The sequence below is a fragment of the Marinirhabdus gelatinilytica genome (genome assembly GCF_003353425.1).
Lineage (GTDB): Bacteria > Bacteroidota > Bacteroidia > Flavobacteriales > Flavobacteriaceae > Marinirhabdus > Marinirhabdus gelatinilytica.
Window position 1 is genome coordinate 424,689 of record NZ_QRAO01000001.1, and the last position, 21,750, is coordinate 446,438.

General features: G+C 39.5%; 17 protein-coding genes and 1 pseudogene. 16 read left to right on the forward strand and 2 right to left on the reverse strand.

The features are described from left to right. Window position 1: 1 nt before the first annotated feature. From C8D94_RS01910 to C8D94_RS01980, 15 genes and pseudogenes are all read left to right on the forward strand, one after another. On the forward strand, window positions 2–1,825 hold the full coding sequence (locus C8D94_RS01910) for a right-handed parallel beta-helix repeat-containing protein (protein ID WP_115122212.1): 1,824 nt from the start codon (window positions 2–4) through the stop codon (window positions 1,823–1,825). 3 nt (window positions 1,826–1,828) lie between these two features. Continuing rightward, window positions 1,829–2,863 carry an N-acetylneuraminate synthase family protein gene (locus C8D94_RS01915; protein WP_115122213.1) on the forward strand — a complete coding sequence of 345 codons (1,035 nt, stop codon included), beginning with the start codon at window positions 1,829–1,831 and terminating at the stop codon, window positions 2,861–2,863. Further along, window positions 2,863–3,384, forward strand: a complete 522-nt coding sequence (locus C8D94_RS01920; RefSeq protein WP_115122214.1) for a KdsC family phosphatase — start codon at window positions 2,863–2,865, stop codon at window positions 3,382–3,384. The genes C8D94_RS01915 and C8D94_RS01920 overlap by 1 nt, the downstream gene beginning before the upstream one ends. An 18-nt stretch (window positions 3,385–3,402) precedes the next feature. Beyond that, complete coding sequence (locus C8D94_RS01925) at window positions 3,403–4,857, forward strand: lipopolysaccharide biosynthesis protein (protein ID WP_115122215.1); 1,455 nt, start codon at window positions 3,403–3,405, stop codon at window positions 4,855–4,857. Then, on the forward strand, window positions 4,847–6,184 hold the full coding sequence (locus C8D94_RS01930; RefSeq protein ID WP_115122216.1) for a hypothetical protein: 1,338 nt from the start codon (window positions 4,847–4,849) through the stop codon (window positions 6,182–6,184). Before C8D94_RS01925 ends, C8D94_RS01930 begins: the two co-directional genes overlap by 11 nt. Next, a complete protein-coding gene (locus C8D94_RS01935) occupies window positions 6,175–7,413 on the forward strand; it encodes a hypothetical protein (RefSeq protein ID WP_115122217.1) in 1,239 nt (412 codons plus the stop codon). The genes C8D94_RS01930 and C8D94_RS01935 overlap by 10 nt, the downstream gene beginning before the upstream one ends. Before the next feature lie 313 nt (window positions 7,414–7,726). After that, a pseudogene (locus tag C8D94_RS15545) lies at window positions 7,727–7,921 on the forward strand (DapH/DapD/GlmU-related protein); the annotation flags it as partial. Between the two features lie 8 nt (window positions 7,922–7,929). Next, entirely contained in the window at window positions 7,930–9,678 is a 1,749-nt protein-coding gene (locus C8D94_RS01945; RefSeq protein WP_115122219.1) for an O-antigen ligase family protein, read from the forward strand. A gap of 13 nt (window positions 9,679–9,691) precedes the next feature. Next, window positions 9,692–10,846, forward strand: a complete 1,155-nt coding sequence (locus C8D94_RS01950; protein ID WP_147278479.1) for a hypothetical protein — start codon at window positions 9,692–9,694, stop codon at window positions 10,844–10,846. Window positions 10,847–10,905: 59 nt separating this feature from the next. Further along, window positions 10,906–12,039, forward strand: coding sequence for a hypothetical protein (locus C8D94_RS01955; RefSeq protein WP_115122221.1), 1,134 nt, complete (start codon window positions 10,906–10,908; stop codon window positions 12,037–12,039). 27 nt (window positions 12,040–12,066) lie between these two features. Beyond that, the gene (locus C8D94_RS01960; RefSeq protein ID WP_245946164.1) at window positions 12,067–12,813 is read left to right on the forward strand and encodes a WecB/TagA/CpsF family glycosyltransferase; all 747 of its coding nucleotides are present in this window, start codon (window positions 12,067–12,069) and stop codon (window positions 12,811–12,813) included. A gap of 156 nt (window positions 12,814–12,969) precedes the next feature. After that, entirely contained in the window at window positions 12,970–14,193 is a 1,224-nt protein-coding gene (locus tag C8D94_RS01965) for an O-antigen ligase family protein (RefSeq protein ID WP_115122222.1), read from the forward strand. A gap of 62 nt (window positions 14,194–14,255) precedes the next feature. Next, window positions 14,256–15,566, forward strand: a complete 1,311-nt coding sequence (locus tag C8D94_RS01970) for a UDP-glucose dehydrogenase family protein (protein WP_115122223.1) — start codon at window positions 14,256–14,258, stop codon at window positions 15,564–15,566. Window positions 15,567–15,580: 14 nt separating this feature from the next. After that, window positions 15,581–16,567 (forward strand): UDP-glucuronic acid decarboxylase family protein, encoded by a 987-nt coding sequence (locus C8D94_RS01975; protein ID WP_115122224.1) that lies wholly within the window; start codon window positions 15,581–15,583, stop codon window positions 16,565–16,567. Continuing rightward, entirely contained in the window at window positions 16,567–17,919 is a 1,353-nt protein-coding gene (locus C8D94_RS01980) for an exopolysaccharide biosynthesis polyprenyl glycosylphosphotransferase (protein WP_115122225.1), read from the forward strand. Before C8D94_RS01975 ends, C8D94_RS01980 begins: the two co-directional genes overlap by 1 nt. Here C8D94_RS01980 and C8D94_RS01985 read toward each other — a convergent pair. Further along, a complete protein-coding gene (locus C8D94_RS01985) occupies window positions 17,916–19,082 on the reverse strand; it encodes a glycosyltransferase family 4 protein (RefSeq protein ID WP_115122226.1) in 1,167 nt (388 codons plus the stop codon). The genes C8D94_RS01980 and C8D94_RS01985 overlap by 4 nt on opposite strands. Further along, a complete protein-coding gene (locus C8D94_RS01990; RefSeq protein WP_115122227.1) occupies window positions 19,082–20,389 on the reverse strand; it encodes a phenylacetate--CoA ligase family protein in 1,308 nt (435 codons plus the stop codon). The genes C8D94_RS01985 and C8D94_RS01990 overlap by 1 nt, the downstream gene beginning before the upstream one ends. Before the next feature lie 92 nt (window positions 20,390–20,481). On the opposite strand from C8D94_RS01990, the gene purD reads away from it, so the two are divergent. Next, the gene (gene purD / locus C8D94_RS01995) at window positions 20,482–21,750 is read left to right on the forward strand and encodes a phosphoribosylamine--glycine ligase (RefSeq protein ID WP_115122228.1); all 1,269 of its coding nucleotides are present in this window, start codon (window positions 20,482–20,484) and stop codon (window positions 21,748–21,750) included.

Sequence of the window (21,750 nt, forward strand, 5' to 3'; positions counted from 1 at the left end):
AATGAAGTATTTCCTAACCGTTTTATTGTGTGTAGTGAGCATAACCAGCCTTTTATCCCAAGAACATATCTGGGATACCAATATGGACTTTACTACTGAAAATATAATGAAGGTTGTTGGGAATACACCTAAAACTATATATATATCACAAACAGTTCTTGTAAGGGACAGTGTTATAGTCCCAAAAAACATTACCCTTCAATTTACAAGAGAAGGCAAATTCCGTATTGCCAATGAGGCGACACGTCTCATTGTAAACGGCCCGATAAAAGCAGGAATACAGCATATTTTTGATGTGGGGGCCCAGGCAGTAACCTCTTACAGGTTTGAGTCGGTATCGAATATTAAAATGTCTCAGACAAACATATTCTATCCAGAATGGTGGGGTATATTTCCCGATATTATTCCTGGTCAAAATGGAGATACAGGATCAAACATAAGACACCACCTATTTATGAAAGAAATGATGCTGGATATTGCCGCATCTGGAGGCGGAACATTGCAATTTTCTGAAGGTGCTTATTATATTAGGGACATTGTTATAGACTCAAACAATATTACCGTACTCGGCAAGGGCAAAAAGACAATACTGCGTCACGATAGAACAAATTTTGGCACTTCTACAAGGCGGGGCGGAATTTTCACGATACAAGGTCCAACATTAGAAAAATACTATAGTAAGGTCTTTCCGGAAGGAGCAGTACTTGCAGGCAATTTTTTATATGATAAAGAACAATATCCCATAAGGAACATAGTAGTTAAAAACTTGGCAATTGAGTGGCACCCTGAATCTTCTAGAGAAGACCCAACAATGAATGGCCTTACTGTAGTGAACTCTATTAACGTAAAAGTAGAAAATGTTCACGTAGATCTTGCTGGGGCAAATAGAGCATTTTATGTAGGGAGTATCTTTGATGGTGATGTAACTGAAAATGTTACTATTAAAAATTCAACAGGGATCAATTGCAGGACAGGTGTGTTTATTGTCCACGGATATGACAATAAAGATTTTATAAGAAATAAGATGTCTTTAGGAAACATTGTAATTGAAAACAATACATTTGATCTGGTTGACCTCCCTGACCTAAATCTTAAAAATGATCATATAGTCCTAAAATATGTAGACACATACAAAACGGGAATCTATTTTATTGGTAATGAATTCACAGAAAGTTTTATGTTAGGAAACAGTTTTATTGAGCGCAACATGGGTCCAGTGAAAATAGTGAACAATACTTTTAATAATGTGGATATGGGCATACGTTCTTGGCTTCCTGGCAAAGACAAAAGAAAAAATTATAACCAAAAAGTTACTATAGACAACAATACGTTCAACAATTTTCGATATTTTGGGATTATAGTGCCATTTTCTGAAGCAGTTATAAAAAATAACATCTTCCGTGTAAATCAAATAACACCAGTACCCCAAGAATTTACCGATGCAAATGAAGAAGCTTTTATCGCTAGTGCTATACATATTGCAAAATCGCCTTGGAGGATATTCAAATCTAGACAAGGACCAATGGATGTTGTAATAGAAAACAATAAAATTGAAGGGTGTTATCTTGGTGTAACGCCAATTGTAGTTCAACCCAATAACGATGGTACTGTGAAATTAATCAACAATGAAATTAGTTATGACGGTAGTTGTTCCACCCCCCAAAATGATATTGTAGTGACAACAAGCCGAAGAAAATTTCGCACAAAAAAAGCCACCATTTTTTTAGAAAATAATACAAGGGACACCAGCAACCAAAATAAAGAGAAGGCATCTATTTTTTTAGATGTCAAAAGAGAAAAGCACATTACACTTATAGAACGATAAAATATGACCTACGTAATAGGAGAAATAGGACAAAACCATAACGGCTCGGTAGATATTGCCAAAGCAATCATTGATGTAGTGGCAAGGCCCGTGTATGACAAACTGTTCGGTAAGGAGCTAAAGCGTATGGACGCTGTAAAGCTTACCAAACGCGATTTAGCACAGGAACTATCGGCCTCACAAATGGCTAGGCCATACGATACACCCAACAGTTTTGGAAAAACATATGGAGCCCATCGGGAATACCTGGAACTGGATGATGTACAACATTACGATTGTTACCAATACGCTAAGGAAAAAGGGCTGGACTTTGTAGAAACGCTCTGCGCCGTAGGTTGCTTGAGCATTCTGAACCATTTTACACCAGACAGACTTAAAGTGGCATCCAGGGACCTAACCAACCTCCCACTATTGGATGCCTTGGCCCAAACCAAGATCCCCATCATTGTTTCTACGGGTATGGCAGGAGAACGGGAACTGAACGAGGCATTAGAGACACTCACGAGACATCACGAAGAGATATCTATATTACACTGTGTCTCGCAGTATCCCACAGAGTACGAGAACGTAAACCTGAATACCATTCCTTACTTACAAGAAAAATACCCGCAATACACCATTGGGTATTCAGACCATACGGTAGGTATAGCCACACCTGTTGCGGCAGTGGCCATGGGCGCAAAAATTCTGGAAAAACACATCACCCTGGACCGTCAGATGAAAGGAACGGACCAAGCAGGATCGTTAGAGATTGATGGTATCTACCGTATGATGCGCGACATAAGAAACCTAGAGCTTTCCTTTGGTACCAAAGAAATTAAAATTGAAGACTCTGTTAAAGCAGCGCGCGAAAAACTAGAGCGGTCTATAGCCACATTACGAGCCTTGCCAGAAGGTCATATCATTACCTTAGATGATATCCATCTATTAAGCCCTGGAGATGGTATAAAATGGATGGATAAAGCTGAGGTGTTAGGAAAGAAATTAAAAAATGCCATGCCCAAGGATGAGATTATTTACAAAAGCAAACTGCACTAATGGCATTACCCAAACTTGTGATAACCGATATTGATGGCGTCTGGACAGACGGCAGTATGTATTACGATGATATCAACCAAGAATTTAAACGCTTTAACACAAGCGACAGTGTTGGAGTGCTGTTTTTAAAATATCTTGAAGTACCCTTGGTTATTATGACGGGGGAAAACACACAAATTGTACAACGAAGAGCAGAAAAATTAAAAATTTCTGAAGTGCATTTAGGTGTAAAAAACAAGTTAAAACTTGCCAAAGAAGTTTGTAGGCAATATAAGATTACCTTAGCTGAAGTAGGTTTTATTGGCGACGACATTAATGATTTAGAATTACTTCAACAAGTAGGGTTTAGTGCAGTGCCCAGCAATGCCCCACAGTACGTAAAAGACAAAGTAGATTTAGTACTACAAACTAAAGGTGGTGATGGTGCTTTCCGGGAATTCGTGGAGCATTTGGTTTTTAAATACAGCAGTATCGAAACAATGCTTCAGCTCTATTATAAAGAAAAAAACTTGAGACAATAAGACCTCTTGTAAAAAACTATGGAAAAAAAGCAAGGCAAACTCGCTAGAAACGCCGCTATTTATAGCATTTTTAGCTTGTTACAACGTGGTCTGGGCTTTTTTTTGCTTCCGGTATATACCACGGTCTTAGCTACCGAACAGTTGGGTATCATAAGTACAGCTACTGCGGTAATCTCTTTTTTGGTATTGTTGTTTGGGCTTTCTTTTAGGGGGTCTACTGCCTATTATTATTACGAGTATAAAGATGAAAACCTGCCATATCTCAAGAAGTTGTACGGTACGAGCGTTGTTTTTGTTATACTGTGTTCCCTCGGGGGAATCGTGCTGTTGCTGCTTACCAAACACTGGGTTTTAAATACCCTGTTTGAAAACATCCCTTTCTATCCCTACGTGCTCTTGGCACTGGCCAGTATTTTTTTACAACCGCTCTATTTTTACTACCAATCTATCTTAAAAGCCAAACAAAAAGCCAAAAGGGCCTCGTTTTTGGATTTTGTGTATTTCGCCGTAATGATTGGTCTTACCTTAGTGCTCATTCTAGGGTTTAATTTTCGGGCAGAGGGTGCCCTATTAGCCAATGCCGTGGCAAGCCTGCTCGTTTTTTGTATAAGTGTAGTAGGGCTATGGGAAGAAATCACACTTTGCTTTGTTCCCGCAATTTTAAAGAAAGTACTCAAATACTCATTGCCACTATTGCCCCACAACCTATCGGGTTGGGCTATGAACATGGTAGACCGTGTTATGTTAAATGCCATAAACTCACTGAGCGTTGTTGCTCTGTTCGATGTAGGTTCGCAAATAGGAAAGGTAGTAAACATGATTTCCCTTGGGGTAAACTCTGCTTATGCCCCTTGGTTTTTTGACCAAGTAAAGAACAATGCCAACAGCAAAAAGAATATTGTTTCTGTAACCGAGAAAATAGTTATCCTCTATACGGTGGTAGCTGTGTGTGTAAGTTGGATCGCTCCAGAATTATTGCAACTCATAAGTAAACCTGCCTATCATGAATCGTGGACAGTTACCCCGCTCATCGCTATGGCATTTGTGATAAATGGCTTTTATTTTACCTTCAGCAGTGTGTTTTTTTTGGAGAAAACCAAATACCTTCCTTTTTTGACCCTAAGCGGCGCAGCGGTAAACATTGCCCTCAATTATTTTTTGATCCAGGAATACGGCTTTATGGGCGCTGCTATCGCAAGCTTATGCACAAAGATTTTCTTTACTGCGCTTACCTATTACTTTAGCCAGAGTATATTTTACATCCCTTATAATCTCAAGGTTATTTTACTGGTTATTGCCACAGGGGGAGCCCTTTCTTCCCTGCCTTATATAATCCAACCCTATATTATTGGATACAATCTATTGCTGGTGACAGGTATAAAGTTGTTAATTCTAGCTATTTTTGGGGGGTATTTTGCATTTAAAAACCTACAAACCATAAAAAGTTATCTAAAACCGAACAATGGTCCTTAAGAATGTCCTGCAAGAAATTGAAAGTGAATATGCGGTTGAGAGCATTATTTTAAGTGACGGTACTCCTGTTTGGCCGTTATTAAGGCAGGCGATTTATTTCAAAATACAGCAAAAGAAGGTTCAGTATAGCAACAAGCTTCGAACACGGAACAAAAAACAGTTGCTCAAGAATTTTTTTTATGGATTTCCCCATGTCTTTCAACTTAAAAAGTTTCAATTTATATTTTTTAACAATACAGATAAGCGCGTTCTTATAAACAATACATATTTTGATATCTTTCAAGATGCTTGGGCAGATAAGGTAGGCCAAAGGAAAAGTTTTTTTATAGAGTGGGCCAAACAAGCACACTTGCCTAAAGACAGAGTGCATTCCGAAAATGTAACATCAGACCTTCCTTTTAAACTGGTGGTGGGGATTGTGAGTAAATTCAAAACAATCTCAATCAAAAACGAACATCTTCTCAAGGAAATTTTAACACAACAAGGAATTTCCTTTGACTATTCAAAAGAACTAAAATCAAAACTGGCCGAGATTTCTGTTTTTTCCAGACTCTTTAAAATAATGGAGCCCAAAGCTATTTTTGTGTTGAGTAGTTTTACCAAAATAGGAGTGGTGAGAGCTGCAAAACAATTGGCTATTCCCGTATTTGAACCTCAGCATGGTTTTATTGGCGATACCCATCCCTTTTACCATGCCCTTAAAAAATTTCCAGATTTCTATCCAGATGTTTTATTAAGCTTTGGTGCTTCTGAAAAGATTATAAATAAGAGAACACTTGTTTTTTCTTCTGAAAATATAATTCCAACAGGCAGTTTACAGCTAGATTTGGTACAAGAAAGAGCACTCCCTGATAAACTGAAAGAGCTTAAGGCAAAATATAGACTATTGTTTTGTGTAACACTTCAGGCAATAAAAGATAAAGAAATACTCTCTTGGGTAGAAGGCCAAGCAAAATCCAATAAGGATTGGCTCTTTATTGTTAAGCCCAAGCAACCAAACTTTACTCTTTCCCTCTATACTTCAACAGCAAATGTTATTACTTTGTCAGAGATCTCCACCTACGATGTGTTGAAAGCGAGTGATTATAATATTACAATCTTCTCAACCACTGTGATTGAAGGAATATTTTTGAAGGCAAAGCCCTTGCTGTATAATGTTGATGATTTACCAAAGAAATATTTTGACTTGTCCACAAGCACTATTGCCCTTATCAACAACGGGGAACCAATAACAGAAAAACACCTAGACAAAAAAGGGAATTTTACAACCCCTTATTTTGTGAGTGGATATTTTAAAAATGTTGAAAGCGCATCGCTATGTTTTTAAGAAACCTCCTCTTTATACTCTTAATTCTTCAGCCTTTTATTGATAAATTGGCTCGCAAGGCCGGGTGGAGCATCAATATCTTTAATGAATTGTTGAGTATTGGGGTGTTCTTGGCCTTTATGGTAGTGCTCATCCACCGGAAAAAACTGAACAGCCTCGCCCTGTTAATGTTTGCTTTTATTGGGTATTGTTGTTTGTTGGTACTGTACAGGGGGGTGTACCCTTTGGGGTTCTTCCAGGTGGTTATCTATAGCCAGTTTTTCTTTTATTTCTTTTATTTCTTAACACTTTCACGAGAAGAAAAAAATAGGACCATACTATCTTTTAAAAAAATCATGGCGGTCTTTGTGTACGTAATTGCTATTATTGCAATTTTTGAGGCCAAGGACCACACCACCTTCAGGAACTGGATGGGTGTGCATAGTGTAAAACGGGGCATCAACTATTTTTACTTGATTTCTTTTTTTGGTTCAGGTCCTAGTTTGGCAATATTTATCACAATATTCGTCGCTTTATGGCATTACTGCCATTATGCCCTGAAACAAACCATTAAGAAAAAACATATTTTCAACTTGGTGCTGGCCATTATTTTGGGAGTACTCAGTTTTTCAAGAAAAGAGGTGTTTTTTATATTTATTTTCTTGGTGTTCTTCCCTTACCCTTCTAGAAACCAGTTGAACAAATGGCTAAAACGGCTTATATTTTTTACCACGTTGTTCACGGGACTTATTGTATATTATCTTGCATTCTTTACTTCGGCCAATACGGTTGCTTTAGACAAGGATTATGTGCGTTACAAGATTGTTGACAAATCAGCCGAGATTTATGCTGACCATTTCCCCTGGGGATCAGGTCCGGGAACTTGGGGCTCTAGAGTATCTCTTTGGACCCAGCATATATATGAACAGTATAATATTGGGCCAGACCTATTAGGTTGGAAACCTGGATCTCAAGGCCCTATTTACGATGCTTTTCTGTTTACATTGTTTACTGAAATAGGAATTGGGATTTTTATTCTATTCCTCTTTACCTACAAAATTTTTGAAGCAAAAACAATCACAAAAGATAGTTACGGAAGATTTACCAAGAACTTTCTGATATTATTTTTGTTGGTTTTGGGAATGTTTGCCCCTATGTTTACCAATAACTTTGGGTTTGTTATCATGGCGTTAACGGCATTAATGATTTCAAACGTATCTTTATTCAAATTCAAAAGATGGTATGCGTAAATTGAAGTTAATATTTTACTACTTAATTATATCCAAATTGCCTCATTCAAGACTGTGGAGCGGGTTCAATGGTTTACGTAGATGGTATGTTGCTTCCGTCCTGAAGATCATGCCAAATGATAAAAATTCCAAATTTGAAAACGGAATCTATATTTCCAACGGCAAAAAAATAAAAATAGGTAGTTACGTGCGAATCAATGAACATGTTTTTCTGCAAGGGGAAATAGATATTGGTAACCACGTGATGATTGCCCCTTATACGGCTATTTATACCAAGGCACACCAGCATTCGCAAGTGGAGGTGCCTATGGTGTTACAAGGTGATTCAAAAACAAAAAAAGTTACGATAGCAAATAACGCCTGGTTGGGGAGAAACGTGGTGGTGTTGCCGGGAATCACCATTGGCGAAGGGGCTATCGTGGGAGCAAACTCTGTGGTGACCAAAGATGTAGCCCCATTCTCGATTGTAGGAGGTGTTCCCGCTAAGTTTATCAGGGAAAGAACATAACCAAACGTATGCTTCAACAAAAATGGTTTCGTGCTATACTTTTATCGATAGGAATATTGCTATTGCTGAACGTACTCCATGCTTTTTTCCTCCATCAAAAAAAATACGATCCTGTAACGGTTCAATTTGATGCTATCTCAAATTTTGACACGTTTGTATGGCTTACACAACAAGATAAATTTTCTGATTCTATTAATAGATTACCGGAAACGCTTTTAAAAAGCAATACTTCTGAAACTATCTCTCAAACCATTTCAGCGACAAACGGAATTAAATTTTTGGGAATATATTGGTCCAATAGCGAGCAGGGTCTTTTAAGGATTAAAAACGCAAGTTTTAGTGTAAACGGTAAAACCATACCTTTAGAGAACCTCCATAAATTTATAGACTATACCAGTGCCAATGTTACTTCAGCAATTGAGGGTGAAACTATAGTGCTTAGTTCTAATAAAGCCGGGAATGGCTGGCTTATGGTAGACCAATCCCAGCTTGAAGACAGAAGCAAGCAAAAACAGTTCTTACCATTTAATTGGTGGGTAAACCTACTACTGTTTCCTATTATGTTTTTTCTGCTTTTTTGGAAGTTCCCTCAACTAAAAAACAAGGCGGAACTGTTAAGGGTTCCGGGCTTTTTACTATATAGGATAAGGATTTGGATATTTTATCTTTGGTTCTTCCTGTTTCCTTTTTGGTTGCAAAGTTCGCACATATTTTTAGCGGTTTCACTGGCCTTGACCATTGCTCGTTTTATAACGAGGAAAGAAGCTTTTAACTTTAAGAAAATAAAACTATTTATCCCGCTTATCATCCTTTTTTTAGCAGTTTGTACAATAGATGTGCTGTTCCATCCAACCGACTTAGGAAACGATTTTGGCGATTACATTTATTTTTTATTGGTGCCTTTTTTGTTCTTGGGTATAAAACGTGAAGATTTGCGCAAAGCCTTTTGGGTATTCCAGGTCTCGGTTTCAGTCTTTGTAGTGCTTTTATCAATAGCATGTGTAGCACGCTATATGGAATTGGACAGCTCCTATATGCTCACGTCATTTATGTTTGAAACAGTAGACCAATATTGGCATACAAGTTATTTGGCTGGATTGGTGCTAATAGCCTTGTTCTTTCAGTTGTTTAATCAAAGACTCACATTTTGGTACTTGCTGGTATCTTTTGCAGCATTCGTGTTTATTTACGGCACCCAGGCAAGACTCCCTCTATTAATTGGGCTTGTTATGATCTTGTTCCTGACGGTTTTACAACTACCAAGAAGATTTCAGAAAGTATATGCAATGGGTGTTTTTATTTTGGTAGTGATTGGGGGTGTTGTGGTGTTTTCTTCCGACAGGGTTCAAAATAAACTTGCAAAGACCTTTTTGGTAAACGACTTCAATAAAGCCGATGCACGTCCACAACTCTGGCAAGCAGGAATCTCAATTTTTAAAGAACACCCTGTTGCGGGTATTGGTCGCAGCAATATACGAGCAGAACTCTCCAATAATCTAGGGGTATCATCAGATATAAAACACAGGCGGTACAATGCACACAACCAGTATATTGAATTTTTGCTGGCCTATGGTATAGTAGTGCCTATATTATTTTTAGTAGTATTGTTTGTGCCAATTGTTGCACAATATAAGACAGCGACTATATTCTTGGCCTATTTTATAATTGCCATGATGGTGGAGTCCTACCTTTCCCGCCAGGCTGGTGTTGTTTTTTTCAGTTTATTTTATAGCTTCTTTATTTATTATGATCGCTAGGTTTACTCACAGTTTGAAAAAGATTGGTGCCAACCCTCTGGCACTCATCTTCTTGTTGTTGGTGCTCAGCGAGTTTATCTATAAAATATGTATTAAGGAACATTGGCACGAGTTTAAAATTTCCGCAGGGTTAAAGACACTGTTACAACTGTTTTTTGTAGTTCAGATTGCTAGGTCGAATTATAAGAAATTAATACCAATTGTCCTTCTGGTCATTATCTTTATGTTGGGACAAGTTGGATGGGTGCCCTTGGGACAATTTATTAAGAATACTTGGTTTCTGGACAAATACTTGTTCGTATTATTGGTGTTGACATACGTTTCCACAATTTCGGGCGTGAAGCAATACTATCCTCTGCTGTTTCAGATCTTTGAGATATTCATGGTGCTGAACTCAATTTTCATAGTTATCGGTTTTGTTTTCGATCTTGATTATTTCAGCACTTATTATGGGCACGGCAAGCGGTTTGGGTTAAATGGTATGATACTAAGGTCTGGGGCATCAACATATATTTATTGGATAGCACTTTTCTATTTTTTTACAGCATGCTTTGTAAAGCGACGAAAGAAATATTGGCAATTGATTATTGTGTTGCTGGCTTCACTACTCATTGGCACGAAAGCCATGTTCATTGCCTATTTTTTTCTGGGGGTATTGCTTCTGCTTCTTTTCAGAAAACATAAAAACAAATGGTGGTTGTTAGCTATAGCCCTGGCCGGAATAGTGGGGGCTTATTTTTTCAAAGATGCCCTGGAGTGGGTCATGTTGCAGTCACCGTCGTTACGGCAAGTGTATAATGAACGCGGTTTGTTTTCTGCCGTAGTTTCGTTGCGCGACCAGCACTTATTTGAAGAGATGCTGCCATTGATAAGAGAAAAATGGACGTGGCGTAACTACCTTTTTGGAGGTGGGTACAATATGCATTATCGTAGCCAGTTTGGAATGCTCGATCTGTTCTATTTCTTCGGGATCGTTGGCACCATGGCGTATCTTTTTATTTTTGGGAAGTTATTTTGTACCTTTAAGAAAAACCTTGTTACAGTAACTTTTATTATAGGCACATTTGTGTTGATGGCCTTTAGCGCTAACTTTTTTTATGAAACTATACTGGCGTTTTATTTGGTGGTGGTGAAGGGGTATTTTGAAAATGAAAAAAATAAAACTTGAGACTAATTGCTTTGTTAATTACAACACTATTATTCGTTGGTTGTTCTAGTTCTGACGATATGAACGAACAAGTACAAAATTCATCCAATTTCTCTGTTATAGATTACAATCCAAAAGAAACATATACAGCGGAAGAAGTAACAATACAAACAGAAGGACTAGACCCTACCGCAACCATTGAAGTTCATTTTTCTGGTGTTAAATCCGACAAAGTTAGTATTAATGGCAATGCTATTGTAGCTAGGGTTCCACGTAACAGTAGTTCTGGGGATCTAACCATCACAATGAATGGTAACGAGAACATAGCAGGAACCATTTCGATAACTGAAGAAACGGATGATTTCTATATTGCCTATGAAGATAGCCCAGACGAGCCTTTTAGCCTTATTTCTTTTAGACCCTATGATATAGGAAACGACATGGTAGGGGACCCATTATTCAATATGACCCAGATTGGTCCTTTCGTATCTAATATAGAAGTATCAAAATCCAAAAATCTATTATACTTTGCCAATTCTGTAGATTGTGGTCAAACTGGTGGTTGCTTCGGCGAAGGGTATCTCTATGACTTATCTAATAATGAAAAGATAGAAACGTTCCCAATTTTCAGTGACGCTGTTTCGTTTAGCAGATCCATTATCTCTACGTTTGAGGATGCTTTCTTTTGGATTTCTAGAAATAATGATCCTATTGATATGTCAAGGACCTTTGTAAAATACAATCTAGATACCGGATTAGTGGAACAAACGATAGACCTTATAGCGCAAGGGGATCCAAAAATGCCATTACAGGTTTTTTTACCTGAGACAAACGAGATAGTAGGCTTTTGGTTTGGTAATAATAAATACGGTAGAACAAGCTTGGATACGTTTCAGTATGTGGAGTACACAAAAGACCATTACATAAAAAACCTAAATATTACATCCGAAGGCAAACTTATAGGTAACTCTTATTTAGATAGTCAGCTTGTTGAAATTGATAAAATCAATGGGGATGTTTTAGACATTATTTATGCTACAGGATATACCATCCAATCTTGGGAATATTCTTCATCTACTGGTCGATACTTTATATTAGAAAAATGTTGTGCGAATGAACCACGATCAAGATTAAATATTTATAATCCAACTAATGGTGTAACCACCTTGCTGTCTGATAATTTGGAAATTTTAGGGATATTTTCAAACAACTAAGCTACCTTTGTCCAAAATTATTCGGGCTTGCAAAACTACCCCAAAATACGCATCCTCAACTCTACCATCCATAATCTTTCTATGAAAGAGACATTGGCATTGGTGTCCCAGGCAATTTCAGAAAAAAACCAACTACACCACGTCGTGGTAAACGCTGGTAAGATCGTCGCCATGCAAAAGGACGAAGCCCTTCGCAAGAGTGTAAACGAGAGTGACATCATCAATGCAGATGGGCAAGCCGTGGTCTGGGCAGCCAAGATCTTGGGAAAACCACTTAAAGAAAGGGTGGCAGGTATCGACCTCTTCGAGAACTTGGTTCACATGGCACATGAGCAGGGCCATTCCATTTTTTTATTGGGCGCTAAGGAAGAGGTGGTCACCAAGGTGGCACAAGAATACCAAGAAAAATACAACCCAAACATTATCGCTGGTTACCGCAACGGCTATTTTACAAGGGAACAAGAGGCCGAGATAGCACAGCAAATAGCACAAAGTGGCGCACAAATGCTCTTTGTGGCAATCACTTCACCTATAAAAGAAAACTTCTTGTACAACCATCGGGAGTTGCTTAAAGACGTTCCCTTTGTCATGGGCGTGGGTGGTAGTTTCGACGTAGTTTCAGGACTCACGAAACGTGCCCCCGTCTGGATGCAAGATGCTGGCCTGGAATGGTTTTACCGCTTCCTGCAAGAACCCAAACGTATGTGGAAACGTTATCTCGTGGGCAACAGCAAATTCATCTGGCTGGTCTTAAAAGAAAAGTTAAAGAAATAAGCAACAAAAAAATGTCCTTTAAAAGGGTGCCGAAGATAAAACCTACTTTGAGCAGGGCCACAGAACTATTCAAAAATCTTCAATCAACAATCGGCAATCGTAAATCGTTTTCACTATCTTTCCACTCCCAAAACAGCAAAGCCGTAATCCACTATAATGAGAATACTCCTTCAGTCCATATATCCCTATATATTCCTGTTGCTGTACTTCACCATACCTTTCGATAATTACGTGCGCGCCCTGCCCAATATTTTGCTCATAACGCTGGCAATAGCATTTCCTTTTGTGGTCCAAAAAAACGATTTTAAAAAACTAAAAAAGCTCCCAACACTTATCTTTATAGGTTTTGTGATTTTTGTATTGGTACAGGCACTGGCCTTGGGAAGGCTGCGAATAGATAGTCCTGTACTGGAAAAAATAAATCTCGCCATTGGCTTGGTTGTACTGTACATCCCCATCCAAGGCTTCAAAAAAATTAAAAAGGCTATTATTTTTTCTTCGGTAGCCGCTATCGTGTTTTCGGTCACTAGTATTATTGTGAGTGTGTATAAAGGGGCAGACTTTCAGTTTATGGACTCTGGAAATATCATTGAAGCCATGCTTGTGGATAGGCTATATCTGGGGCTTTTATGTGTTTTCAGTATCGTAGCTTCCTATAGTCTTCTTAAAAAAACATACCATCCCAATAATGGGTACTACGTAGTGGCCATAATCTTGAATGTACTTTTCATATTACTTATTGTATCCCGCATTGCCATCATAGCACTTATCGTGCTCTTTATTTTAGGGTTTTTCTACAAACGTAGCAAGGGCACCCAGTTGGTATTTGTAGTGGCAACTTTATTTTTGGGACTGGTCCTCGTGTTTATACTGAATAACGATTTCAGAAAAAAAATCTTTTACACCCCAACAAATACTGAAAGTAAGGGCCTTGTGGCAAACACCCTGGAAATGGAACCACGTACCATTATCTGGAATTGCGCACTAACAGTTTCTGAAGTAAATAATGAACTATGGAAAGGGCTGGGCTTTGCAAGCACAAATGAAGAACTTATAAACTGCTACCAGGACAGTATTGAAGATGAAGAAAAAAGAGCGTGGCTGGTATCCAAAAAGTACAATACCCACAACCAATTTTTGGACATTCGCTTGGCAACAGGAATAGTGGGAACACTCTTATTTGTAGGTTTTATACTATTGGTGTTTTTAAGGAACAAAAGGGAGTTTTTCCCAACCGCCCTGTTGCTCACGATAGTATTGTTCTTACTGGTAGAAAACTTATTCCACAGGCAAATAGGGGCGTATTACGTAGGATTTGTACTTATCCTGTTATTGATTAAACAGGACAAACCACAAAATGAAACCATAGAAGCCGCATAAAAGCACAACAAATCGTACTTTTGCCGCTTGAACAGAAATAGTAGTTCTGAAAAATTAGTTAGATGAAAATTACAGTAATAGGAACAGGATACGTAGGCTTGGTTACAGGCACCTGCTTGGCCGAAACCGGTAACGAAGTAGTGTGCGTAGATATTGATGCCGAAAAAGTTGAAAAAATGAAAAATGGTGTCGTTCCCATTTATGAACCCCATTTGGACGTCCTCTTCGAGCGTAACATAGAAGCAGGAAGGCTCACCTTTACCACTTCACTGGATGAAGGCCTAGAGCACGGGCAACTTGTATTTCTCGCCCTTCCTACCCCTGAAGATGAGGATGGCTCTGCAGACCTTAGTTACGTATTGAACGTTTCCGAAGAAATTGGCCAGAAAATAAAAGAATACAAAGTAATCATTGACAAAAGTACCGTACCCGTGGGCACCGCTGAAAAGGTTTACGCCACCATCGCCAAAAATGCCCAGTGCGAGTTCGATGTGGTTTCCAACCCAGAATTCCTTCGGGAGGGTTTTGCCGTGGACGATTTTCTGAAACCAGAGCGTATCGTGGTAGGTTCCAGCAGTGAGCGAGCTACAGCACTTATGCAAAAACTGTACGCTCCTTTCGTGCGCTCCGGTAACCCTATTATCATCATGGACGAAAAAAGTGCAGAGCTCACCAAATATGCAGCAAACTCTTTCCTTGCCGCTAAGATTACCTTTATGAACGAGATTGCCAACTACTGTGAAAAAGTAGGTGCAGATGTAGATAAGGTGCGTGTAGGGATGGGTACCGATAGCCGCATTGGGAAACGTTTTCTGTTCCCAGGGATTGGATATGGAGGATCATGCTTTCCAAAAGATGTTAAGGCATTACAAAAAGCAGGAAGGGACGAGGATTTTGAGTTCAAGATTTTGGATTCAGTGATTGAAGTGAACAAAAGGCAGAAAACCATCTTGCTCCCAAAAATTGAAGGGTATTTTAACAATGACCTCAAAGGGAAAAAAATCGCTATTTGGGGATTGGCCTTTAAACCTGAAACCGACGATATTCGCGAAGCACCCTCTATTGATGTAATGAACGCCCTGTTGGAAAAAGGCGCAACACTCACTGTGTTCGATCCAGAAGCAATGCCCAATATTAAAAAGCAATTTGGCAACAAGCTCAACTATGCCAACGCCATGTATGATGCACTGCAAGGAGCTGATGCCCTTGTAATCTGTACCGAATGGAGCATATTCCGTACCCCGAATTATCAAAAACTAAAGCAACTTTTATCCCAGCCAGTCATCTTTGACGGTAGAAACCTCTACAATGTTGAAGATATGCAGGCTGAAGGATTTACGTACTATTCCATAGGAAGAAAAACAGCAAAATAATAAAACAGCAAATTTTGAAAAGAGTTCTCATTACTGGCGCAGCAGGCTTTTTAGGTTCACACCTTTGCGATAAATTTATGGCAGAAGGGTATCGTGTAGTGGGAATGGACAACCTTATTACGGGCGACCTGAAGAACATAGAGCATCTATTTGAAGAAGAACATTTTGAGTTTTACCACCACGATGTTACCAAGTTTGTACACGTGCCCGGACAGGTGGATTATATCCTTCATTTTGCATCACCCGCAAGCCCAATAGATTATCTAAAGATTCCCATTCAAACCTTAAAAGTAGGTTCGTTGGGAACACACAACCTCTTGGGTTTGGCAAAGGAAAAGGGGGCAAGGATACTTATCGCTTCTACTTCCGAAGTATATGGAGATCCTTTGGTGCATCCACAGAGTGAAGAATACTACGGAAATGTAAATACCATTGGCCCAAGAGGCGTCTATGACGAAGCAAAACGCTTTCAGGAAAGCATTACCATGGCGTATCACAGGTTCCATGGTCTGGAAACCCGTATCGCAAGGATTTTTAATACCTACGGCCCACGGATGCGATTGAACGATGGTAGGGTAATACCTGCATTTATTGGTCAAGCGCTTAGAGGTGAGGATTTAACTGTTTTTGGTGATGGCCAGCAAACACGTTCCTTTTGTTATGTAGACGACCAAGTAAATGGTCTTTACAAATTACTGTTAAGCGATTACGCGTATCCCGTGAATATTGGAAACCCCGATGAGATCACCATTCTAGATTTTGCCGAAGAAATTATTAAACTCACCGGCACACAGCAAAAGGTTATTTTTAAAGAGCTGCCCAAGGACGATCCTTTACAGCGCCAGCCCAACATAGACAAAGCAAGGGAGATTCTGGGTTGGGAACCAAAGGTGTCCAGGAGCGAAGGAATGAGAAAAACCTTCGAATATTTCAAGGGACTCTCCAAGGAAGAACTCTTTAAGAGCGAGCACAAGGACTTCACCAAACACAATAGGGTGTAATGATATTTAGAAGCGGCAGATATTCTGGGTTCTTGAGACCACTTTCCTATGCAATGGATCTCACCATTATCTTTGCATGGGCCTTCTATTTCTTTCAGGATAAGCTTTTATATTTTCAGTATATCGTGTATGTGTTGCTGGGGTGGATCATTCTTTCATTGAAATCCAATTTCTATGAAATCTATAGGTTTACCCACGTTTCAAAAATCATGTCACTCATAGGGAAACAGAGCATTGTGTTTTTCTTGATTGTGTTTTCCTTTTTTGGTTTTTACAACGATCTGCAGATAGGTTACCTGTTGGTGATTAAGTATATCCTTACTGTTTTTGCGTGCATCACCGCTTTAAAATTCACCATCTTTTTTATCCTTAAAAAATACCGCTCCCGTTTTGGGGGGAACTCTAGGAAAGTGGTAATTATAGGTCTCAATAAAAAGACAGACCAGCTCCGTATGTTTTTTAACCAAAATCCAGAATACGGCTACAAGCTCCAAGAAATCTTCGACATTAAAAATCCAGAACAAAATCTGGACAGTTGTTTCGATTATATTAATGAGAACGGCGTGGATGAAATTTACAGCTCCATAGGTCAATTGAGCAACAAGCAACTCACAAAGCTAATAGATTTTGCAGATAACAACCTGAAAGTACTTAAATTTCTACCGGACAATAAAGAGATTTACAGCAAGAAGCTGGATTTTGATTACTATGGCGTTTTGCCTATACTCTCTATGCGCAAGATCCCTATTGATGAGCCCTTCAATCAATTTATCAAACGGTCTTTCGATGTACTATTATCCGTATTCGTTATAGTGGGGATACTTTCTTGGCTCACCCCTATCTTGGCGGTACTAATCAAGTTAGAATCCAAAGGCCCCGTGTTCTTTAAGCAGAAACGCAACGGCTTGGATTATAAAGAATTCAACTGTTATAAATATCGTTCTATGCGCCCTAATCCTATGGCAGATTTGCACCAAATTAGAAAAAACGATCCGCGAGTGACCAAGATTGGGCGTATTATACGCAAGACCAGCATCGACGAGCTGCCACAGTTTATCAACGTGCTAAAAGGCGACATGAGTGTAGTAGGACCGCGTCCACATATGGTGAGTCACACACATATGTATGCCGAACGTATAGATAAGTTTATGGTGCGCCATTTTATCAAGCCGGGCATTACAGGCCTAGCACAAGTAAGTGGCTACAGGGGCGAGGTAGAAGATGATAACCACATAATTAACCGTGTGAAGTACGATATCTTTTATCTTGAAAATTGGTCCCTGTTCTTAGATATAAAGATTGTATTCCAGACCATTTTCAATGCCATTCGTGGCGAAGAAAAAGCGTATTAAAGTCTCTCTATCTCTTTTTTGAAGGCTTTAAACTGAAGTTTGAAATCGAATGCTTCAACAGCATTTTTCTGGATGGTTTTTTTCTGAAACTTTTCAATCTTAGTAACAGATAAGTTATTGAGAAATTGCTGTAAAGCATTGTAGTCACAGGCAGGGATTGTCCAACCCAAGCGATGCTGCTGCACCAAATTACTTCCTTCGCCTCCAGCCATATATAATAATGGGAGCCCCAGCCGGGCATATTCAAACACCTTTGAAGGTACCGAACCGTAAATACGCTGTACCAATGGGATAAATGCTACGTCATAGAGCCGTAGTTCTTTATGAAGCTCCTCTCTCGTGAGCGAACCGTGATAGACCAACTTTAAATTGTCAGGAGATATAAGTGTTTCAGCATCTGGACCGTCTCCGTAAATATGAAATTCCACTTGCTCTGGGATGTTAATATTCTTGAGTATGGTTGAAAGTCCTTGCGCCACACCCAATAAGCCCGCATACACAATCTTTATAGGGGTCGAAGGAGGCTTTGACATAATTTCAGGTGGTGGGAAATCTGGAAAATTTCGGTATAAAAAAAGGTTGGAATCCTGGATTTTATGGTTAATGTGGTGCACTATTTCTTCAGATTGCCCCAAAATCATATCAGACTTTCGGTAACAGAATTGCTCCATTTTCTCGAGGAGCGAGTAGTACCCCCCCTTTTTTAACAAACCCATTTCCAATCCCGCCAAGGGCCAAAGATCAGATACGTTCAAAATAGTTTTCTTGCCGAACAACCAACTCCAAAAAACTCCTGTGAAGCCTACAAATACAGGAGAATATTGTACAAAAACCAATCTCGGGATACGTTTTAGTATAAAAAATAGCGCAAGGCTTTTAGCAAAGGAGAGCATGCTCAACAAGCGTATAAATTTATTGGCACTTTTACTGGGCCATAGCCATAGCCTATGTACTGTAATACTATCCTCTACGGTTTTGTGGTATAACTTCCCTTTAAAAGACGGGAACACCTTGCCCGAGGGATAATTGGGCAACGGGCAAACCACCTGTACTGCATATCCGCTTTGTTGCAATGCACGTGCCAATACCTGTATCCTATTGGGTGCTGCACCTTGCTCCGGAGGATAATAATTGCTAACCAGCAAAATAGATTTTGGCTTCATTATAGGTGCGATATAAATTGTTTTAATTTGCCCCGGTGGCTCCTGTCCAACATCTCCACACGCTTGCAGGAAAGTTTTACACTTACGCCCAAATAGGTGTCCAAAGCTTTTTGTAGCATATCTATTTCTGTGGTATCCAGATCGCGTTCGGCAACATAGGTAAGGCTAAAGTTCTCTAAGGTTTGTTGTTCCATCACAAATTCCTGCACAATACTGTTTTCGCCCATAGCGCTCTTGGCTACGTAGTAAAATGTATGCCCAGGTACAGTGGTTCCGTTGGTAAGTATTGCATTATCATTCGCACGCCCCAATAATTGCTTTAAGATAGGTTTTTTGGGAGTTGAGGTTTTATCCAGCACCCCCAGATCACCTACCTCGTACCTAATAAAAGGATGTGCTTTATTGTACAGCATGGTCACTAAAATGGTTCCGGGAACTCCATAGGGAACGGACTTCCCATCTTCATCTACAATTTCAAAAAAAACAGACTCGCTATTGCATTGAAATTGCCCTTTAGTGTTTGTAAACGCCAATAGATCCAGTTCACTGGCACCATACTCATTTACAACGGAGACCCCTAATTGTTTTTCAAGTAATTTTTTGTCGTCCGGGAACAGCATCTCGCTAGTAACGATGCAGGTTTTTAAGGAGGGACATACTTGGCTCAGGACTAGGTTTTTTCGCTGGAGGAATTTTGCAAAAAGTACAATAGAGCTGGTGTGACCGTTTATGTAATCGAACTTTTTTCTTCTGAAAACCCTAAGGAACGATTCCAGTTTTTCTTCAGAAAGATCGAAAATAGGAAAACGATATCTATTGCTGAAACGATCCTTCAACCGTTCTTTTTGATAGCCTTTAAACTCTAGCGGGATACCATAAAACCGCGCTTGGAAAGACGTGTTGAAATCTATCCCATACCACCCAAACCTATCCATGATGCCCGCCCAGGTGAGCGCATGGCAAAAATGATCCTTTGCATAGTGCAGTGGCGTACCGCTACTTCCCGAGGTTTTACCTGTATATACTTTTTTTAAGCTGAAATCTTTGGATAGCCGATCACTCAAAGGAATTTGAAGGTCTTTTTTCCGAAGTATGGGAATACGCTCCCACGCTGAAACATCGGTACTATCTAAAAATTGTTTGTAGAAAGGAGTATTGGTAAGGTGGTGCTGTACAATTTCGGCTTTGGCATTTTCAATATAATCTGTAAAAGAGGCTTCAGGAATTTGCTGGATTTCTTTCAAACGTTTTCTAGCTTCCGCTATGGGAAACCCTTTGATGCGCAACGTAAAATCGAACAAATTCAAATTGAAAATTTAGGTGTTTTGTCTTACAAATGTAGCGAAACTGTATGGTGAAATCCCTATTTTTACAGTTCAAAAAACCAACATTCAGTACTATGAACATCCTTATCTTAGGCTCCGGTGGCCGCGAACATACATTTGCCTACAAAATTGCACAGAGCGAGCAGTGCAACAAACTATTTGTAGCTCCGGGAAATGCAGGAACAGCGGCTATAGCTACCAATCTCCAGATACAAGTAACCGACTTTGAAGCCATCCAAGCGGCTGTGGTTGCCAACCAGATACAGATGGTGGTAGTAGGGCCCGAAGACCCATTGGTAAATGGTATTGCCAATTATTTTGCTGAAGAGGAAGCCTTGCAGGGGGTTATGCTAATAGGCCCATCAAAGAGAGGGGCTTTATTGGAAGGCAGTAAGGAACGTGCCAAGGAGTTTATGCTACAGCACAATATCCCAACAGCAGCCTATGCAAGCTTTACTTCCGAAAGCGTAGCGGCCGGAAAAGAATTTTTAGAAACCCTACAACCACCTTATGTGTTGAAGGCGGATGGACTCGCGGCTGGAAAAGGAGTGTTGATCATAAACGATTTAGAAGAGGCCAAAACCGAACTGGAAGCTATGTTGAGCGGTAAGTTTGGTGATGCGAGTACAACCGTAGTAATAGAGGAATTTCTTGACGGGATAGAACTGAGCGTTTTTGTGTTGACAGACGGAAAAAATTATAAAATACTACCTACAGCAAAAGATTACAAGCGTATAGGCGAAGGGGATAAAGGATTGAATACAGGAGGGATGGGCGCTATTTCCCCAGTTCCCTTCGCCAATGAAACCTTGATGGAAAAGATCGAAGAGCGAATCGTAAAACCTACGGTAAAAGGGCTTACAGAAGAACAAATAGATTATAAAGGCTTCATTTTTATTGGGTTGATTAAGGTTGGGGACGAGCCTTACGTAATAGAATACAATGTACGCATGGGCGATCCAGAGACCGAAGTGGTCCTACCTAGAATAAAAACAGATTTAGTAAGCTTGCTGGAGGCTACATTTCAGCAAAGATTAGATAGCATTTCGCTGGAACTAGATAAAAGAGCGGCTACAACTGTTATGGCTGTGTCCGGCGGCTATCCAGAAGCGTACGAAAAAGGAAAGGAAATCAAAGGTGTAGAGACTATAAAAGACGCTATTGTTTTTCACGCAGGAACAGCACAAAGAGAAGGTAAATTGGTTACTAACGGCGGAAGGGTAATGGCCATTACTGCCCTTGGGGAAGATTACAAAAAGGCACTAAAAAAATCTTACCAAAACATAGCAAAACTACATTTTGATAAGATCTATTTTAGGACCGATATAGGGTTTGACCTATAA